The sequence below is a fragment of the Kitasatospora sp. NPDC101447 genome, assembly GCF_044767225.1.
In the GTDB taxonomy this organism is placed as follows: Bacteria; Actinomycetota; Actinomycetes; order Streptomycetales; family Streptomycetaceae; genus Kitasatospora.
The window spans coordinates 68,790-86,131 of record NZ_JBIWNL010000015.1 but is presented as its reverse complement, the minus strand read 5'-3'; the positions used below and the strand labels follow the sequence as shown (position 1 = coordinate 86,131).

Genomic DNA, 17,342 nt, shown 5'->3' with positions numbered 1-17,342 from the left:
GCCGTACGGCGGCCCCCGCCCGCCGGCTCAGCGGGTGTCGAGCGCGGCGTCGACGGGCTGCCCCGCGGCGGCCTGCTCGACCCGCCGGGCGAGCATCGTCGCCAGCGCCTGGAGCCGGGCCGTGTCCGTCGAGTCCTGCACCATGACGCCCGAGAAGGTGGTGCCCACCCGCATCAGGACGACGTTCCGCGGCCTGCCGCCGGACGCGGCGGTGTAGGCGACGCTCTCGTTGCCGACGGCCGGCACCGAGAGCTTGGTGGCGCCCTTGTCGGCCTTCTTCTCGAACTCGCCCGCGGTGGTCGCCAGGTACGCGCTCGCCTCGGTGGCCGAGCCGAAGGTGATGACCTTGAAGGCGGCCTTGGCGCTGCCGGACTCGAACTCCACGGTGCCGTCGATCTCGCAGCCCCGGCACTCCTCGTCGGTGCCGTCCGCGGTGGAGACGTCGGGCCGGTGGCCCTTCCAGCCGGGCAGCGCCGCGGAGTCCGGCAGGGCGCGCTTGACCGTGTCCTTGTCGGCGAGCACGGTCTTGAAGTCCGCCCACTTCTGCGCACCGGGGGCCAGCTGGTCCGAGAGCGCACCGGAACCGCAGGCGGTCAGCGCACCCCCCAGCACGACCGATGCGATGCCGATGCCCAACCCCCGTGCGGTGGCGCCGATGTGCGCGGCCATGCCGAACTCCCCGTTCCCAGTCATCAAGATCATCGGATGATATGTCAGATCAAGGGGGGTGCCACAAACTCCCGCTCCGCCCCCGTCCGTCGTACTCTCCGAGCCCGGGGGAGACGACCACAGGGGGAACCGCATGCTCACCGACACGACGACCGGCGCGGGCAGGGCCGTACTGATCCACGACCGCTGCCCCACACTCGCCGAACTCACCGACACCGCCCGACAGTTGACCGACCGCCGGCCCGACCTGTGCCGGCTGCGCACCGTCGGCGCCTCCCGCGCCGGCCGCCCGCTCACCCTGCTGTCCGTCGGCCGCGCCGAGCGCCCCGGCCGCCCCGAGCGCAACGTCCTGGTCGTCGCCGGCGCCCACGCCGACGAGTTCGCCGGCCGCGCGAGCATCGTCGAACTCGCCCACCGGGTCCTCGCCCGCCCCGCCCTGCGCACCGCCGCGACCTGGAACTTCCTGCTCTGCCTCGACCCCGACGGCGCCCACCTCGCCCGCGGCGCCCTCACCGCCCGCACCCTGCCCGAGTACTTCGCCGGCTACTACCGCCCCGCCGCCGAGGAACAGCCCGAATGGGCCCCGGCGATCGGCGCACGCCTCCCGGAGAGCCGCACCCTGCTCGACCTGATCGACGAACTGCGCCCCACCCTCCAGTTCACCCTGCACAGCATGGACGTCGGCGGCACCTTCCTCCAGGCCACCTGCGACCCGGCCGTCCTCGCCGCCCCGTTCGCCACCTCCGCCGCCGCCCTCGGCATCCCGGTCGAGACCGGCACCTACGACACCTTCTGGCTGCGCGAGTCCGGCCCCGGCGTCTACCTGATGGAGCCCCACCACATCGACCGCCAGGAGAGCAGCACCGGCATGCTCACCCCCCACCCCGCCCGCCGCCCCGACGACACCGGCGGCGTCCGGGCCTCCACCTGGTTCGCCCCGCAGCGCCACGGCGGCCAGACCGTCATCGTCGAGGTGCCCGCCTGGACCAGCGACCGCCTCGGCGACACCCGCCCGGCCGACGACGCCCCCGAGCGCCTGACCGCCAGCGCCGACCGGCTGCGCACCCGCACCGCCCTGCTCGCCGACCTGCTCACCGCCGCCCTGCCCCACCTGCCCGACCAGGACACCGCCCTGCTCCGGGCCGCCCGCACCCCGCTGGCCGCCTCCCGGCAGCTGGCCGACGAATGGGACCCCCGGGCCCTGGGCCGGCGCCTGCTGCGCCCGGGGCTCATGACCCGCGCGAAACTCGCCGGCATCGACCTGTGGGCGCACCGCATCCCGGTGCGCGCCGCCGCCCTGCTGCGCCGCGCCGTCGAGCCCGCCGGAGCCCGCGCCGCCTGCGACACCGCCCGCCTCGACGCCCTCCTGCAGGACTGGTGCGCCCGCTACCAGCGGCGCTTCCGCCCGGCCTGGCTGCCGGTGGCCCGCCAGGCCGAGCACCAGGCCAACATCGTCCAGGCCGCCGTGGAGCTGCGCCACCCGGCCTGACCGCCGCGGGCTCAGGGCACGGGCACCAGCGCGGCGACCAGACGGCGGACCAGCGCCGGGCCGTCCGCCGGCCGGTCCCCGTGCATCAGCAGGTGGTGGACCGTGCCGGTGAGGGCGAGCGCGAGCATCGCGCAGTCCGCGCCGGCCGCAACCCGCCCCAGGCGCTGCTCGGCCTCCAGGTAGCGGGCGAGCGCGCCCTCGATCGCGTCCGGCCCGGGCGCGCCGGCCTCCCAGGCCGTCCGCACCCGCTGCGTGACGCCCTGCCGGGACAGCGCCACCGCCGCGACCGCCGGCCCGGCGGCGCCGAGCAGGACGAGCGCCGCGCCGACCGCGTTCTCCCGCACGTCCCCGCTGCCCGCCCGCCCGGGCAGCGGGGCGACCTCGGCGGCGACCCGCTCGAAGCGGTCCAGGACGAGCTGGGCCACGAAGTCGTCCAGGTCGGCGAAGTGGTTGTACAGCAGGCCCTTCGCGCAGCCCGCCTCCTCGGTGACGGCCCGGTTGGTCAGCCCGGCCGGCCCCTCCCGGGCGAGCACCCGCTCGGCCGCCGAGAACAGCCGCTCCCGCACGTCGGGGATCGCTACGCCGCGTGGTGACATCCAGGTCCTCCGGAAGGGGGCTTGCACAGTATGGGCGAGTGCCCATACCTTGCTATGGGCACTCGCCCATACTAGTGGTCCGACAGGAGCGAACCCATGCGCACACCCGTCAACACCGCACAGTCCCAAGCCTGGAACGGCGACGAAGGCCGCTACTGGAGCGAGCACCACGACCGCTGGAACGCGGTCAACGAAGGCTTCGACCGGCCCCTGCTCGCCGCCGCCGCGATCGCCCCCGCCGACCGCGTCCTCGACATCGGCTGCGGCGCCGGCCAGACCACCCGCCTCGCCGCCGAGGCCGCCGCCCACGGCTCGGTCCTCGGCCTCGACCTCTCGGCCCCGATGCTGGCCCGGGCCCGCGCCCTGGCCGCCGACCGGGACCCGCGACGCCCCGCCGGCCGGATCGCCTTCGAACAGGGCGACGCCCAGGTCCACCCGCTGCCCGCCGCCGCCTTCGACGTCGCGATCAGCCGCTTCGGGATCATGTTCTTCGACAACCCCGCCGCCGCCTTCGCCAACATCGCCCGCGCCCTGCGCCCCGGCGGCCGCCTCGCCTTCGTCTGCGTCGCCGACCCCGCCCGCACCCAATGGGTCCGGGTCCTCGACGAGGTCCGCGCCGCACTCCCGCTCCCGCCGCGGACCGCCGCCCCGCACAGCGGCCCCGGCATGTTCTCCCTCGCCGACCCCGCCGTGATCCACCGCGTCCTCACCGCCGCCGCCCTCACCGACGTCCGCACCGAACCCGTCGAAGCCCACGGACACTTCGGCCGCGACGCCGCCGACGCCGCCGACCACCTCCTCGGCTCCGGCCCTGCCCGTGACCTGGCCGAACAGCTCGACCGGGCCGACCCGGCCGCCACCGGAACGGGCGCCCGCAGCGGCACCGACCGCATCCGCGCCGCCCTCGCCACCGCCCTCGCCCCCCACGAACGGCCCGACGGCCTGCGGCTGCGCACCGCCGCCTGGCTCGTCACCGCCACCCGCCCCTGAGGCCCCCGGCCCGTAGGGCCCGTCCTCAAGCCCTCGCCTGCGGGGCGACGCCGGGGGTTCGAAGACGGGCCCTGTCAGGCCTGCTCGCCCTCGCCCTCGGTGTCGATGTGCGGCAGGATCCGGTCCAGCCAGCGCGGCGTCCACCAGGCCGCCGCGCCCAGCAGGGTCATCACCGCCGGGACGAGCAGCAGCCGCACGATCGTCGCGTCCACCAGCACGCTCACCGACAGGCCCAGCCCCATCATCTTGATCACGATGTTGTCGCTGACGATGAACGCGGCGAAGACGCTGACCATGATCAGCGCCGCGCAGGTGATCACCCGGGCGGTGATCTCCAGGGCGTGGGCGACGGAGTCCTGGGCGCGCCCGGTGCGCAGCCAGGCCTCGTGCACCCGGGAGAGCAGGAAGATCTCGTAGTCCATGCTCAGCCCGAAGACGATCGCGAACATCATCATCGGCACGTAGCTCTCGATCGGGACCTTCCCCGCCACCCCGAGCGCCGGCCCGCCCCAGCCCCACTGGAAGACCGCCACCACCACGCCGTACGAGGCCGCGATCGACAGCAGGTTGAGCACCGCGGCCTTGAGGGCGACCAGCGGGCCGCGGAAGACCGCCAGGATGACCAGGAAGGCCAGGGCGACGACGACCACGATGATCAGCGCCAGCCGGCTCGCGACGATGTCCAGGAAGTCGACCTGGGCCGCGGTGTTGCCGGTGACGTAGGTCTTCGCGCCGGTGCCGGCCACCGCGTCGGGCAGCACGGTGTCCGACAGCCGGTTGACCAGGTCGGTGGTGGCGCGGTCCTGCGGCGCGGTCGCCGGGATGACGGTGTCGAACAGCACCGCGCCGTCCGGGCTGGTCTGCAGCGGGGTGCTGCTGGCGGCGCCGGGCACGCCGGTGAGGGCCTGCTGCACCGAGGACAGCACGGCCGGCCGGGCCTCGGCGGGCACGGCGCTCTGGTCGACGACCACGGTCAGCGGGCCGTTCGAGCCGGGGCCGAAGGCGGCGGACATCAGGTCGTAGGCGCGCCGGTCGGTGAAGTCGGTGGAGTCGGCGCCGTCGTCGATGTGGCCGAGCTGGATGGAGAACAGCGGGATCGACAGCACCGCCAGCACCACCACCCCGGCCGTCAGGAAGCGCCAGGGGTGCGCCTCCACCCGCCGGGCGTAGCGGTGCCAGGTCCCGCCCTCCGCGCCCTCGGCGCCGCCGGCCTCGGCGATCGGGCGGCGCACGCAGAAGCGGTCCATCCGGGGCCCGATCAGCCCCATCAGCGCCGGCAGCAGGGTGAGCGCGCCGAGCACCGCCGACACCACGGTGACGGCCGCCGCGGCGCCGAGCTTGGCGATGAAGGAGATGCCCGACACCGACAGCCCGGACAGCGCGATGATCACCGTGCAGCCGGAGACCAGCACCGCGCGTCCGCTGGTGGCCACCGCCTGCCCGGCGGAGGCCACCGGGTCCACGCCGTCCATCAGGTTCTGCCGGTGACGGGTCAGCAGGAACAGCGCGTAGTCGATGCCCACCCCGATGCCGATCATCGTCGCCAGGGTGGGCGCGACCGTCGCGAAGGTGGACAGCGCCGCGATCAGGCCCAGCACCCCCAGGCCGACCACCGCCGCGAACAGCGCCGTGACCAGCGGCAGCCCGGCCGCGATGAGGCTGCCGAACCCCACCAGCAGCACCACGATCGCCACCGCGAAGCCGATCGCCTCACTGGCGCGGTCGTCCGGCGCCGGCCGGGCCAGCTCGCCCAGCGGCCCGCCGTACTCCACCTGCACCCCGGCCTGGCGCAGCGGCGCCACCGCCGCGTCCACCCCGTCCAGGTAGTCGGTGCCCAGCAGGGCGGGCGTGGTGTCGAAGCGGACGGTGATGTAGCCGGTCTGCCCGTCGGCGGACAGCGGCCCGTTCGGCGGCGCCGGCTGGCCCGGGGGCGGCAGCGGGCTCTGCGCCGAGATGACGTGCGGCAGCTGCTGGAGCGAGGAGACGGCCTGGGAGATCTGCGGCTGGAAGCCGGTCAGCGGCGCGGCGTCGTGCAGCACCACCTGGGAGCTGGTGCCCGCGGCGGCCGGCTCGTGCGCCTGGAGGACGTCGCGGCCCTGCTGGGCCTGGGTGCCGGGCAGGGAGAAGTCGTCGGAGTAGGAGCCGCCGATGGTCTTGTTGGCGGCCTGGATGCCGGCCAGGGCGACGATCCACAGCACGATGACGATCAGTGAGTGGCGTGCGCACCACTCGCCCAGGCGGCGCAGTGCCGCGCGCTTGGTCGGGCTCGCGGCGGCCTGGGGGGCCTGGCGGGCGGACGGCGGCATGGACGGCTCCCGGGTCGGCTGCGCGCTGGTGCGCCGGATCGGCGCAGTGTTCCCGGTGGGCCGTCCGGGTCACCGGTACCGGCGGGTAGTCGCCCCGACGGCCCCGGCCGTCGGTGGGGCGGACGGCCGGGGCGGGGGTGGTCGGGGCGGGGGTGGTCGGGGCGGTGCGGTCAGGGCCGGGCGGGCCCGCCGAGCAGGGGGGTGCGGACGGGGGCGGCGGCGCCGATCAGGACGACGAGTTCGTGGCCGCCGGGGTTGGTCTGCACGGGCACGGTGCGCCAGTTGTTGGCCAGCCAGACGTTGCCGGAGGGGTCGATCTGCAGGCCGGTGTTGCGCTCCAGGCCGTCGCTCGGGTAGCCGGTGTCGGGCGGGGAGATCGGCTGGCCGGTGCGGTGGCCGGGCGGGCAGGCGGCGAGGTCGGTGCCGCACAGCCGGGCGACGCGGTGGCCGCCGAAGTTGGCGACCCAGACGGTGTCGTCCCCGTCGACGGCGACGCCCCAGGGCAGGAACAGGCCGCCGTTGGTGAAGGGTTCGGGGGCCGGGGTGCCGTCGGGCCCGATCAGGGTGACGGAGGCGCCGGGGCGCGGGCCGGTGTCGCCGCCGGTGGCGGCGGTGGCGAGGTCGTCGGCGGTGGTGTCCGCGCAGGGCACCGGCAGGATGCCGCTGTTGCTGACCCAGGTGTAGCCCTTGCTGTCGGTGGCGACGGCGAGCGGGCGGCGCAGGCCGCCGCCGGTGACGGTCCGCTCCACGGTGCCGTCGGGGGCCAGGACCTGGACGCTGTCGTTGCCGTTGCCGCTGACCCACAGCCGTCCGGCGGGGTCGACGGCGGCGCCGAAGGGCTTGCTGAGGGCGGGGGTGGGCAGCTCCCGGGCGCGGGTGGCGTCGCCGTCGGGGATCCGGGTCACGCTGTCGCCGCCGCAGTTGGCGACCCAGACGGTGCCGGCGCGGTCGGCGGCCATGCCCTGGGGCTGGGCGATGCCGCCGGCGCGCCAGCCCCGGCGGGGGGAGAGCGCGGTGCCGTCGGGGGCGAACTGCGAGACGCTGCGTTCGAGTTCGGTCGGGTCGACGGTGCAGCCGTGGCCCTGGAAGCCGAAGTTGCCGATCCAGGCGCTGCCCCGGGCGTCGACGGTGATGCCGAAGCCCGCGCCGTACAGGCCGCCGCTGCGGTAGGGCGCGCCGGGGGCGTCGTGGCCGGTGGGGGTGAACTTGAGCACGGTGCGGCCGCCGCAGACCGGGACGGTGGGGTCGGCGTCGTACGCGTAGTTGTTGGTGACCCAGGCGTTGCCGTCGGCGTCGAAGGCGAGGTTGCCGGGGCCGTCGAGTTCGTGGCCGTTGCCGTCGTAGCGCAGGGCGACGGTCCAGGCGTCGGGGGCGGCGGGCAGGGCGGGCCGGTAGGTGGGGGTGGTGGCGGCGAGGGCGAAGAGGTCGGCGGCGTTGTGGCCGGGGTCGTGGGCGATGTCGACGGCGGCGCGCAGGGTGTCGTGCGGCCGGTCGTGGCCGGGGCGGCGGGCGAGGTCGAACAGCTGGTCGCAGGCGCCGCCGGTGACGCAGGCGGCGAGCAGGTCGGCCAGGGTGTTGAACTCGGCCATGGTGGAGGTGAGGGCGCCGTTGGGCGGGGTGGCGAGCGGGGCGGCGATGTCGCCGGTGGCGGTGTCGGCCAGGTTGTGGGCGACGGCGGCGGCGTTCTGCAGGCCGGGGTGGGGGCCGGAGACGCCGGCCGGGCCGGTGAAGCGGGCCAGGGCGTAGGCCACGGCGACGGTGGTGCGCTCGTTGACGACGAGTTCGGGCGGGGCGTCGGCCCCGCTGAGCACGGCGGCGAGGGTCACGGGCCCGTCCGGCGGCGTCCCGTGCGGCGCGGTGCGGTCCCGGGGGCGGCCGAGGTCGGCGAGCACGTAGAGCACGGCGCGCGGGTCGTGCGGGCGGCGGTAGTCGAGGGTGAAGCGCCCGTCCTGGGCGCTGCGGGTGCGGGCCAGCACCCGCGGCGCGGCGCCCTCGCCGTCCCCGGCCTGGTAGAGCGTCACCTCGGCGCCGCCGAGCGGGGTGTCGCCGCTGCGGACCACCCCGCACTGGTCGGCGGGCTCCCACCCGGCGGGGGCGGGGGCCGCCGCGTGGGAGGGGCCGGCGGCGAGTTGGGCCAGGAGGGCGGCGGTCAGCAGGACGCCGTGGCGTCGGCGCATGGGGGCTCCGTTCGGTCGCAGGGGCGCGGCGGCCCCCCCCCACCGGGGGGCGGGGGCCGCCGTCGTCCTCCTGCCTGCCACATCCGGGGGCCGCCCGCGTGCGACCGGCCGGGGGCGCGGCGGAAATTGCCCGGTACGGGCGAGGCGCCGGCGCCGGGGCGTCAGCCGAGCCGGGTCAGGGCGGCGGCGGCGAAGACGTGGTCCTGCTCGGGGGCGCCGCCGCCGACGCCGATGGCGCCGATCAGGCGGCCGTCGCGGCGCACGGGGATGCCGCCGGCGATGAACAGCAGGGGGCGGTCCAGCGCGGTGGACAGCGAGTGGAACGGGCCGTCGGGCTTGACCAGGTCGACCAGGTCGGCGGTCGGGGCGTCCAGCTGGAGGGCGGTGTAGGCCTTGCGGGTGCTGGTCTCGCCGGCGATCAGCACGGCGCGGTCGTCGCGGCGGAAGGCGAGCAGGTGCCCGCCCGCGTCCAGGACGGTGATGCCGACCGCGACCCCGGCCGCGTCGGCGGCGGCGCGGGCGGCGGCGACGAGGGTCTCGGCGTCGGTGACGGTCAGCGGGGCGACGGCGGTGGTGGTGCTCATGACGGTGCGTTCTCCGGGTGAAGCGGAAGGGGGAGAGGGGAGGGGAGGGGAGGGGGAGGGGGAGGGGAGGGGAGGGGAGGGGCGGTCAGTGGTGGACGGGAACGGGGGCCGCGGCGGTGGCGGGGCCCTGCGGCGCGGGGGCGCGGCGCTCCAGGGCGGCGGACCAGAAGGCGAGGACGAGCGCGGCGGCGGCGAGGGCGGCGCCGACCCAGTTCGGGGCGGTGTAGCCGAGGCCGGCGGAGATGACGATCCCGCCGAGCCAGGCGGCCAGCGCGTTGCCGAGGTTGAACGCCCCGATGTTGACGGCCGAGGCCAGGGTGGGCGCGCCGTGGGCCTGGTCCAGGACCCGCTTCTGCAGCGGGGGGACGGTGGCGAAGCCGAGGGCGCCGACGAGCAGGACGGTGACGGCGGCGAGGACCTTGCTGTGCGCGGTGAGGGTGAACAGCGCCAGCACGACCGCCAGGCCGCCGAGGCTGGTGTAGAGCATCGGCATCAGCCTGCGGTCGGCGAACCTGCCGCCGAGCAGGTTGCCGAGGAACATGCCGACGCCGAGCAGCACCAGCAGCCAGGTGACCGCGCCCTCGGAGTAGCCGGCGACTCCGGTCATCATCGGCGCGATGTAGGTGATCGCGGCGAAGACGCCGCCGAAGCCGAGCACGGTCATCGCCATCGCGAGCAGCACCTGCGGGTTGCGGAAGGCGGTCAGCTCGCGGCGCAGGTGGGCGCCCTCGGGGCGGGGCATGGCGGGCACCAGCCTGGCGATGCCGAGCAGGCCGAGCACGCCGAGCACGGCGACGATGCCGAAGGTGGCGCGCCAGCCGACGGCCTGGCCGACGAAGGTGCCCGCCGGCACGCCGACGATGTTGGCGACGGTCAGCCCGGTGAACATGGTGGCGATGGCGCCGGCCTTCTTCTGGGGGGCGACCAGGTCGGCGGCGACGACGGAGCCGATGCCGAAGAAGGCGCCGTGGGCCAGCGAGGTGACGATGCGCCCCGCCAGCATCAGCGGGAAGGTCGGCGCGACCGCGGAGAGCAGGTTGCCGACGACGAACAGGCCCATCAGCAGCATCAGCATCGTCTTGCGGTTGATCCTGGTGCCGAGCACCGTCATCAGCGGTGCGCCGATGACGACGCCGAGGGCGTAGCCGGTGACCAGCAGGCCCGCGCCGGGGATGGAGACACCGTAGTCGTCGGCGATCAGGGGCAGCAGGCCCATGATCACGAACTCGGTGGTCCCGATCCCGAACGCGCCGATGGCGAGGGCGAGGAGAGCGAGAGGCATGGCCGTCCCTTCTGAGATTGCTTGAACGGGCGCCTAGCGTGCTTTCACAATAGTTGCAGACGCGCGATAAGTGCAAGCGAAGGTAACGGGCATGCGCCATGGAGTCGGCGGGGGTGTTCAGTAGGGCGCGGGCGGGGTGTCGGGCGGGGAACGCGACCGGGCCCGACACCTCCGTGCCGCCGTGCGGCGGGAGGGGTCGGGCCCGGTGGGGGAGCGGGGGCGGCCGGCGGGCCGCCCGGGGTCAGCGGCGGGGCGAGGCGGCGTCCACGGCCTCGACCGCCCTGACCAGCGAGGCCAGCTCGGGGTTCCTGGCGGCCTCGTCGAGCGCCTCCCGCAGGGCGGCGTCATTGGTCGGCCGGGCCTCCTCCAGGAGCTTCAGGCCGTCCTCGCTCACGTTGGTGTAGATCCCGCGGCGGTCGGTCGGGCACAGGTAGCGCGCCAGCAGGCCGCGGTCCTCCAGCCGGGTGACCAGGCGGGTCGTGGCGCTCTGGCTGAGCACCACGGCGTCGGCGACCTGCTTCATCTGCAGGTGCCCGCCCTCGCCGTCGTGCTGACGGCTGAGCACGTCGAGCAGCGAGTACTCCCGCACGCTCAGGTCGTGCCCGGACTGCAGGGCGCGCTCGATGTGCGACTCGATCCTGCCGTGCAGGAGGGACAGGGCGCCCCAGCCGCTGGCGAGGGCGGTGAGCGCGGGGTCCGTGGCGGTCATGGGGCCCGGCCTCCTTCCCGAGGGGGTAGCGGTACCAGGATAAGCCATGGCGAAAAATATCGGCTAGAGCAGATATAGCGCTTGTGCAAGTAGATGGGGTCCGGTCGGCGGCTCCGTCCGGCCGCTCCGCCCGGCGCCCCCGGGCCGGCCGCCGCCCGCCGGTGCGCCCGCCGGTGCACCTGCCGGTGCGCGCGCCGGGAAAGCCGCAGATCGGTACATTGATGGACATTCAGGAGCAGCGCCAGGCTTCGCGCGGCCACGCGCGGAAGCACGCACAGAAGGCCGAACCGCCTTCGGAAAGGGTCTCCATGCACCCCGCCCTCAGCCCCGCCGTCCTCGCCGAGCTGCGCCGGCCCCGTCCCTACCCGGCGGTGTCGATCCTGATGCCTACCCACCGCCGGGAACCGGACAACACGCAGGACCCGGTCCGGCTGCGCAACCTGCTGGCCGAGGCGAAGGAGAAGGTCCAGGCGGACCCCGAGGTCTCCCGCGCCGAGCGGATCGACGTGCTGGAGCAGCTCGACCGGGCCATGGCCGAGGTCGACCTGGTGCACGCCGAGGACGGCCTGGCGATCCTCGCCGCACCCGGCGAGCACCAGGTCTGGTCACTCGGGCGCAGTGCCCCCGCGCGGGTGGTCCTGTCCGACACCTTCCTCACCCGCAACCTGGTCGCCGCGCACACCGCCGAGCGCCCCCACTGGGTGGTCGCGATCGCCGCCGACCGGGTGGCGCTGTGGGGCGGCACCCGGGAGCGGGTCACCGAGGAGACCGGCGACGGCTTCCCGCTGGTGCGCGTCTTCGACAACCCCGACCCGGAGCGGCAGGAGCAGATCGGCGACACGCCCAGCACCTTCCGCGACGAGGAGACCAAGACCTTCCTGCGGCAGGCCGACACCGGGATCGGCAAGGTGCTCGCCGCGGACCCGCGCCCGCTGTACGTGGTCGGCGAGGCCGCCGCGCTCGCCCTGCTGGACGCCGTCGGCCCGATCGCCCAGCAGGCCACCGCGCAGATCCCGCACGGCGGCCTCGCCCAGGCCGACGCCGAGACCGTGCGCCGGGTCGTCGACCCCGCCGTGCGCGCCCGGGCCGAGCAGGAGGTCGCCGACGCCCTGGCCCAGCTCGACAAGGCCCGCGGCGGCAAGGGGTTCGCCGCCGGCCTGGACGAGGTCTGGCAGGCCGCCGGCCAGGGCCGGGTCGAACGGCTGGTCGTGGAGGAGAACTACCGCACCACCGTCCGCGACGACGGCGACCACCTCGTCCCCGCCGAGGCCGACCAGACCGGCGCCCGCGAGGACATCGTCGACGAGGTCATCGAGCGCGCCCTCGACACCGGCGCCACGGTCAGCTTCGTCCCCGACGACACCCTCGCCGACAGCGGCCGGATCGCCGCCGCCCTGCGCTACTGAACCCACCACCCGGACCACCCGAACCGTCCCCGTCGCCCGGACCACCCGACCGATCCCGACCCGCCCCGACCGCGGCCGCACGCCGGAACCCCTCCGACGGGCGGCCGCGGCGCGTCCGCACGGCCGACGCACCGTCACCCCTCCCACCGCGCCCGCCAGATCCGCCGCCAATCCGCGGTCCCGCCCGCTCCGAACACCGGATGCGGCCCCCACGGGCGCCGCCGAGCCGGCCGTACGCGCCGCATCTGCCGCACACGCCGCACGCACGTACGACCCGCACCGCACGCACCGCACCGCACGCCGCACCGCACCGGGCCGACCGGGAGGGAACCCCGTTGACCACACCCACGACCGCACCACCCGCCGCCCGGCGCGCCCCGCGCGCCCCGCGCACCCCCGGAGGCCGCCGCATCGCCGTCATCGGCGCGGGCGTGGCCGGCCTCACCGCGGCCTGGGAACTACGGCGCGCCGGCGCCGAGGTCGAACTCTTCGAAGCCGACACCCGCCTCGGCGGCCACGCCCACACCCAGCGCGTCACCGCCCCCGACGGCCGCGAACTCGCCCTGGACACCGGCTTCCTGGTCCACGACGCGCCCACCTCCCCGCACCTGGCCCGACTGCTGCGTGACCTCGGCGTCCCCACCCGGGACGCCGACCCGAGCATCTCCGTGCACTGCGAGGGCTGCGGCCTCGAATACGCCGGCGCCGACGGCCCGGCCGCCCTCCTCGCCCTCCCCGACCCCCCGCTGCGCCACCGCTACCTGCGCCTGCTCGCCGACATCCCGCGCTTCCGGCGCCGTGCCCGCCGCCTGCTCGCCGACCCCGGCGCCGGGGACCCGACCCTGCGCGACTTCCTCCTGGACGAGTGCTTCTCCGGCTACTTCCTCCACCACTACCTGATCCCCCTCACCGCCGCGGCCCCGCCCGGCGCCCCCGAGCCGTCCGGCGACCACCCCGCCCGCCACCTGTTCGCCTTCCTGGACCACCACGGCCTGCTCTCGGACGACGGCCCGCCGCCCCGGCGCACCGTCACCGGCGGCTCCGCCGCCTACGTGCGGCGGATCGCCGAACGCCTCACCGCCGTCCACCGCCACACCCCCGTACGGGCCGTCCACCGCCACCTCGACGGCGTCACCCTCACCACCGGCGACGGCCGCCGCGCCGAGGCCGACGCCGTCGTCGTCGCCACCCACGCCGACCAGGCCCTGCGCCTGCTCGCCGACCCCACCCGCGCCGAACGCGAGGTCCTCGCGGCCTTCCACCACACCCGCACCCCCACCGTCCTGCACCACGACGCCTCCGTGCTGCCCCACGCCCGGTGGGCCCGCGGCTCCTGGAACTACCGCATGCCGCACTGCACCGCCCCGGCCGGCGCCGCGCGGATCAGCCACCACCTCAACCGGCTGCTGCGCCTGGACGCGGGCGAGGACTACCTGCTCACCCGCAACGAGCCGCCCCACGACCCCGTCCCCGAGCACCTGGTGATCTCCCGCACCGTCCACGAGCACCCCGTCCACACCGCCGAGAGCGTCGCCGCCCAGCGCCTGCTGCCCCGGCTCACCACCGGCCGCACCGCCTTCGCCGGGGCCCACCACGGCTGGGGCTCCCACGAGGACGGCTGCCGCTCCGGCCTCGCCGCCGCCCGCGCCCTGCTCGGAGCGGCCGCCCCCTGACTCCCGCCCGGCCCGGGGCGCGGGCGTGCCCCGGCGCTCCCCGGGCCACCGCCGTCGGTGGCGGAAACGCTGCGAAAGCGATGCGAATACCGGCCCGGGCCGCTGCTGCGGGACGGTCGGAAGGTGCAGGCGACGATCGAGCGGCCGCCCGGCGAGCCCGCCCCCGAGACGCCCGCCCCCGAAACACCCGGCGCCGGGGTGCCGACCCCCGAGGCACCCGGCGCCGGGCCACCGGACGACCGGCGGGCCGGGCTGCGCGGGCTGATGGCCCGCACCGCCCGCGGCGACGAGCGGGCGTTCGAGGACCTCCACGGCGCCACCGCCGCGGCCGTCCTCGCCCTGGTGCTGCGGGTGCTGCGCGACCCCGCCCAGGCCGAGGAGGTGGCCCAGGAGGTGTTCTGGCAGGTGTGGCGGGAGGCGCCGCGCTACCGCCCCGAGCGCGGCGAGGTGCTGCCCTGGCTGCTCACCCTGGCCCACCGGCGCGCCGTCGACCGCGTCCGCTCCGTCCGGGCCGCCGCCGCCCGCGACCGCGCCGCCGCCGTGCGCGCCTACACCCCCGACTTCGACGTGGTCGCCGACCACGTCGAGGGCAGCCTGGAGCGCGACCGCGTGCGGCGCGCGCTGGCCGAGCTGAGCGACGTCCAGCGCGAGTGCCTGCTCCTGGTCTACTTCGGCGGCTGCACCCAGGCCCAGGCCGCCGCCCGGATCGGGGTACCGCTCGGCACCGTCAAGACCCGCATCCGCGACGCCCTGCGGCACCTGCGCGGCCACCTCGGCGAAGCCCCCGGGACGCCCGAAGCCCCCGGGGTGCCCGGCGCGCCCGAGGCCCCGTCCCGCCGGTACGCGCGTCCACCCGGCGCCGCGCCGCGCCCCGCCGTAGGCTCACGGCCGTGACCGCCCCCGCCGCCGAGGCCGCCGCCGCACTGACCACCGGGGCCCTCGCCCGCCGCCTCGGCGTCTCGCCCACCACCATCCGTTCCTGGGAGAGCCGTTACGGCATCGGCCCCGCCCGCCGCGCCCCCGGACGCCACCGCCGGTGGGAGCCGCAGGACGTGGCCGTGCTGGAGGAGATGTGCCGCCTCACCGCCCGCGGCACCGCCCCCGCCGAAGCCGCCCGCCTCGCCCTGGCCGCCCGCACCGCACCGGCCGCACCGCTCACCCCGGCCGCCCGCACCGCCCCCGCCCGGGCCCGGGGCCTGCCGCCCCGCCCGTCCCCGACCGTGCCCGCCCCCGGCGGCACCACCCTGCCGGTGGGCGCCGTCCACCCCGAGTGCCGGGGCCTGGCCCGCGCCGCCGTCCGCCTCGACGCCCCCGAGATGGCCCGCATCCTGCGCCGCAGCATCGACGACCTCGGCACGGTCACCGCCTGGACCGAGGTCATGACCCCCGCCCTGCGGGCCGCCGGACGCAAGTGGGCCGTCGAGGGCGAACGCTGCGTCGACGTGGAACACCTGCTGTCCTGGCACGTCTCCGCGGCCCTGCGCCGGGCGGCCGAACGGGAGGAGCAGCCGCCGGGCCCGGCCGCGCTGCTCGCCGGCATGCCCACCGAACTGCACGCCCTGCCCCTGGAGGCGCTCGCCGCAGGACTGGCCGAACGCGGCCTGCCGTTCCTCATGTTCGGCGCCGCCCTGCCCCCCGAGGCACTCATGGAGGCCGTGCACCGCACCGGCCCGCCCGCCGTCCTGCTCTGGTCCCAGGTCGCCCGCACCGCCGACCGGGCACTGGCCCACCGCGTCGCCCGCACCACCTGGGGCCCCCACGGCGCGCGCACCGGGCCCGTCGTGCTGGCCGCCGGCCCCGGCTGGGCCGGCCCCCGCCGCCCCCCGGGCACCCTGCGGCCCCGGGACCTCGCCGGCGCCCTCGACCAACTGGAACGACTGCTGCGCTGACGACGCGAAACCGTGGGGGGAGGCACAAGAGGAACGAGGAGAGGAGCGGACGGTGGACGAGCCCACCCCGACCGGGCGGCGCTGCCTGGTCACCGGAGCCACCGGCTACATCGGCGGACGCCTGGTGCCCGAACTCCTGGCCGCCGGATACCGGGTGCGCTGCCTGGCCCGCGACCCCGGGCGCCTGCGCGACCAGCCCTGGCGCGCCGAGGTGGAGGCCGCCGCCGGCGACGTCACCCGGCCCGAGACCCTCCCCGGCGCCCTCGACGGCGTCGACGTCGCCTACTACCTGGTCCACTCGCTCGGCACCGGCACCGACTTCGAGGCCACCGACCGGCACGCCGCCCGCGCCTTCGCCCGGGCCGCCGCCGCGGCCGGCGTCACCCGGATCGTCTACCTCAGCGGCCTGCTGCCCGCCGGCGTCCCCGAGGCCGCGCTCTCCCCGCACCTGCGCTCGCGCGCCGAGGTCGGCCGCCTGCTGCGCTCCGCCGGCGTCCCCACCGCCGAACTGCGGGCCGCGGTGATCATCGGCTCCGGCTCCGCCTCCTTCGAGATGCTCCGCTACCTCACCGAACGCCTGCCCGTCATGGTCACCCCCCGCTGGGTCGACACCCGCATCCAGCCCGTCGCCGTCCGCGACGTGCTGGCCTACCTGGTCGCCGCCGCGGCCCTGCCGCCCGAGGTCGACCGGCCCTTCGACATCGGCGGACCGGACGTGCTGACGTACCGCCTGATGATGCACCGCTACGCCCGGGCGGCCGGCCTGCCCCGACGGGTGATCGTGCCCGTGCCCGTCCTGACCCCGGCGCTGTCCAGCCACTGGGTCGGCCTGGTCACCCCCGTGCCCGGCCCGCTCGCCCGCCCGCTGGTGGAGTCGCTGCGCCACGAGGTGGTCTGCCACGAGCACGACATCGCCCGCTGGATCCCCGACCCGCCCGCCGGCCTCACCGGCTTCGACCGCGCCGTCGACCTCGCCCTGCGCCGCATCCGCGACGCGCAGGTCACCACCCGCTGGTCCTCCGCCTCCCTGCCCGGCGCCCCCAGCGACCCGCTGCCCACCGACCCCGACTGGGCCGGCGGCAGCCTCTACCAGGACCTGCGCGAACGACGCGTGGCCGCCGACCCCGCCGCCGTGTGGCGGGTGGTCGAGGGCATCGGCGGCGACAACGGCTGGTACTCCCTGCCGGCGGCCTGGGCCCTGCGCGGCACCCTCGACCGCCTGGCCGGCGGCGTCGGCCTGCGCCGCGGCCGCCGCGACCGCCACCACCTGCGGGTCGGCGACGCCCTCGACTTCTGGCGGGTGGAGGAGATCGAGCCCGGCCGCCTGCTGCGCCTGCGCGCCGAGATGCGCCTGCCCGGCCTGGCCTGGCTCGAACTGCGGGTCGCCCCCGGCCGGGACGGCGGCGCGCTCTACCGCCAGCGCGCCCTGTTCCACCCGCACGGCCTGGCCGGCCACGCCTACTGGTGGTCGATGGCGCCCTTCCACGGCCTGGTCTTCGGCGCGATGGCCCGCAACATCACCGACCGCGCCCGCCGCCCCGCCTGACCCGGGCCGCCCCGCCCGGACGGGGG

At 76.6% G+C, this 17,342-nt stretch carries 13 protein-coding genes and 1 pseudogene; 7 read left to right on the top strand and 7 right to left on the bottom strand.

All coding sequences use genetic code 11. The features are described 5' to 3' along the window. Nucleotides 1–27: 27 nt before the first annotated feature. Nucleotides 28–693, bottom strand: a complete 666-nt coding sequence (locus ACIRST_RS22290; RefSeq protein WP_350519542.1) for a hypothetical protein — start codon at nucleotides 691–693, stop codon at nucleotides 28–30. Nucleotides 694–802: 109 nt separating this feature from the next. Here ACIRST_RS22290 and ACIRST_RS22285 point away from each other — a divergent pair, with 109 nt between their 5' ends. Further along, a complete protein-coding gene (locus ACIRST_RS22285; RefSeq protein WP_402803786.1) occupies nucleotides 803–2,158 on the top strand; it encodes a M14 family zinc carboxypeptidase in 1,356 nt (451 codons plus the stop codon). Between the two features lie 11 nt (nucleotides 2,159–2,169). Here ACIRST_RS22285 and ACIRST_RS22280 read toward each other — a convergent pair whose 3' ends face one another. After that, complete coding sequence (locus ACIRST_RS22280; protein ID WP_402803785.1) at nucleotides 2,170–2,754, bottom strand: TetR/AcrR family transcriptional regulator; 585 nt, start codon at nucleotides 2,752–2,754, stop codon at nucleotides 2,170–2,172. A 96-nt stretch (nucleotides 2,755–2,850) separates the two neighbouring features. Here ACIRST_RS22280 and ACIRST_RS22275 point away from each other — a divergent pair, with 96 nt between their 5' ends. Then, nucleotides 2,851–3,744, top strand: coding sequence for a class I SAM-dependent methyltransferase (locus ACIRST_RS22275; RefSeq protein ID WP_402803783.1), 894 nt, complete (start codon nucleotides 2,851–2,853; stop codon nucleotides 3,742–3,744). Nucleotides 3,745–3,818: 74 nt separating this feature from the next. Here the strand turns inward: ACIRST_RS22275 and ACIRST_RS22270 are convergent, their stop codons facing one another. From ACIRST_RS22270 to ACIRST_RS22250, 5 genes are all read right to left on the bottom strand, one after another. Next, nucleotides 3,819–6,050 carry an MMPL family transporter gene (locus tag ACIRST_RS22270; protein ID WP_350519546.1) on the bottom strand — a complete coding sequence of 744 codons (2,232 nt, stop codon included), beginning with the start codon at nucleotides 6,048–6,050 and terminating at the stop codon, nucleotides 3,819–3,821. 170 nt (nucleotides 6,051–6,220) lie between these two features. Then, nucleotides 6,221–8,227 carry an NHL repeat-containing protein gene (locus ACIRST_RS22265; RefSeq protein ID WP_402803781.1) on the bottom strand — a complete coding sequence of 669 codons (2,007 nt, stop codon included), beginning with the start codon at nucleotides 8,225–8,227 and terminating at the stop codon, nucleotides 6,221–6,223. A 161-nt stretch (nucleotides 8,228–8,388) separates the two neighbouring features. Continuing rightward, complete coding sequence (locus ACIRST_RS22260) at nucleotides 8,389–8,811, bottom strand: heme-binding protein (protein ID WP_350519548.1); 423 nt, start codon at nucleotides 8,809–8,811, stop codon at nucleotides 8,389–8,391. A gap of 85 nt (nucleotides 8,812–8,896) precedes the next feature. Then, nucleotides 8,897–10,093 carry an MFS transporter gene (locus ACIRST_RS22255; RefSeq protein ID WP_350519549.1) on the bottom strand — a complete coding sequence of 399 codons (1,197 nt, stop codon included), beginning with the start codon at nucleotides 10,091–10,093 and terminating at the stop codon, nucleotides 8,897–8,899. 241 nt (nucleotides 10,094–10,334) lie between these two features. Beyond that, a complete protein-coding gene (locus tag ACIRST_RS22250) occupies nucleotides 10,335–10,802 on the bottom strand; it encodes a MarR family winged helix-turn-helix transcriptional regulator (protein WP_396552145.1) in 468 nt (155 codons plus the stop codon). A gap of 308 nt (nucleotides 10,803–11,110) precedes the next feature. On the opposite strand from ACIRST_RS22250, the gene ACIRST_RS22245 reads away from it, so the two are divergent. The 5 genes and pseudogenes from ACIRST_RS22245 (at nucleotide 11,111) to ACIRST_RS22225 (ending at nucleotide 17,316) form a co-directional block, all read left to right on the top strand. Next, nucleotides 11,111–12,208, top strand: coding sequence for a chemotaxis protein (locus tag ACIRST_RS22245; protein ID WP_396552146.1), 1,098 nt, complete (start codon nucleotides 11,111–11,113; stop codon nucleotides 12,206–12,208). A gap of 410 nt (nucleotides 12,209–12,618) precedes the next feature. Beyond that, complete coding sequence (locus ACIRST_RS22240; protein WP_402803963.1) at nucleotides 12,619–13,881, top strand: NAD(P)/FAD-dependent oxidoreductase; 1,263 nt, start codon at nucleotides 12,619–12,621, stop codon at nucleotides 13,879–13,881. Nucleotides 13,882–14,079: 198 nt separating this feature from the next. Beyond that, nucleotides 14,080–14,658 (top strand): annotated as a pseudogene (sigK, locus tag ACIRST_RS22235) (ECF RNA polymerase sigma factor SigK); the annotation flags it as partial. A gap of 113 nt (nucleotides 14,659–14,771) precedes the next feature. After that, a complete protein-coding gene (locus tag ACIRST_RS22230) occupies nucleotides 14,772–15,770 on the top strand; it encodes a MerR family transcriptional regulator (protein WP_402803779.1) in 999 nt (332 codons plus the stop codon). Between the two features lie 52 nt (nucleotides 15,771–15,822). Then, a complete protein-coding gene (locus ACIRST_RS22225) occupies nucleotides 15,823–17,316 on the top strand; it encodes an SDR family oxidoreductase (protein WP_402803778.1) in 1,494 nt (497 codons plus the stop codon). Nucleotides 17,317–17,342: the final 26 nt, after the last annotated feature.

Coding starts and splice junctions, on each gene's coding strand:
- ACIRST_RS22290 (WP_350519542.1), bottom strand. CDS start 693: ATGACTGGGAACGGGGAGTTCGGCATGGCCGCGCACATCGGCGCCACC.
- ACIRST_RS22285 (WP_402803786.1), top strand. CDS start 803: ATGCTCACCGACACGACGACCGGCGCGGGCAGGGCCGTACTGATCCAC.
- ACIRST_RS22280 (WP_402803785.1), bottom strand. CDS start 2,754: ATGTCACCACGCGGCGTAGCGATCCCCGACGTGCGGGAGCGGCTGTTC.
- ACIRST_RS22275 (WP_402803783.1), top strand. CDS start 2,851: ATGCGCACACCCGTCAACACCGCACAGTCCCAAGCCTGGAACGGCGAC.
- ACIRST_RS22270 (WP_350519546.1), bottom strand. CDS start 6,050: ATGCCGCCGTCCGCCCGCCAGGCCCCCCAGGCCGCCGCGAGCCCGACC.
- ACIRST_RS22265 (WP_402803781.1), bottom strand. CDS start 8,227: ATGCGCCGACGCCACGGCGTCCTGCTGACCGCCGCCCTCCTGGCCCAA.
- ACIRST_RS22260 (WP_350519548.1), bottom strand. CDS start 8,811: ATGAGCACCACCACCGCCGTCGCCCCGCTGACCGTCACCGACGCCGAG.
- ACIRST_RS22255 (WP_350519549.1), bottom strand. CDS start 10,093: ATGCCTCTCGCTCTCCTCGCCCTCGCCATCGGCGCGTTCGGGATCGGG.
- ACIRST_RS22250 (WP_396552145.1), bottom strand. CDS start 10,802: ATGACCGCCACGGACCCCGCGCTCACCGCCCTCGCCAGCGGCTGGGGC.
- ACIRST_RS22245 (WP_396552146.1), top strand. CDS start 11,111: ATGCACCCCGCCCTCAGCCCCGCCGTCCTCGCCGAGCTGCGCCGGCCC.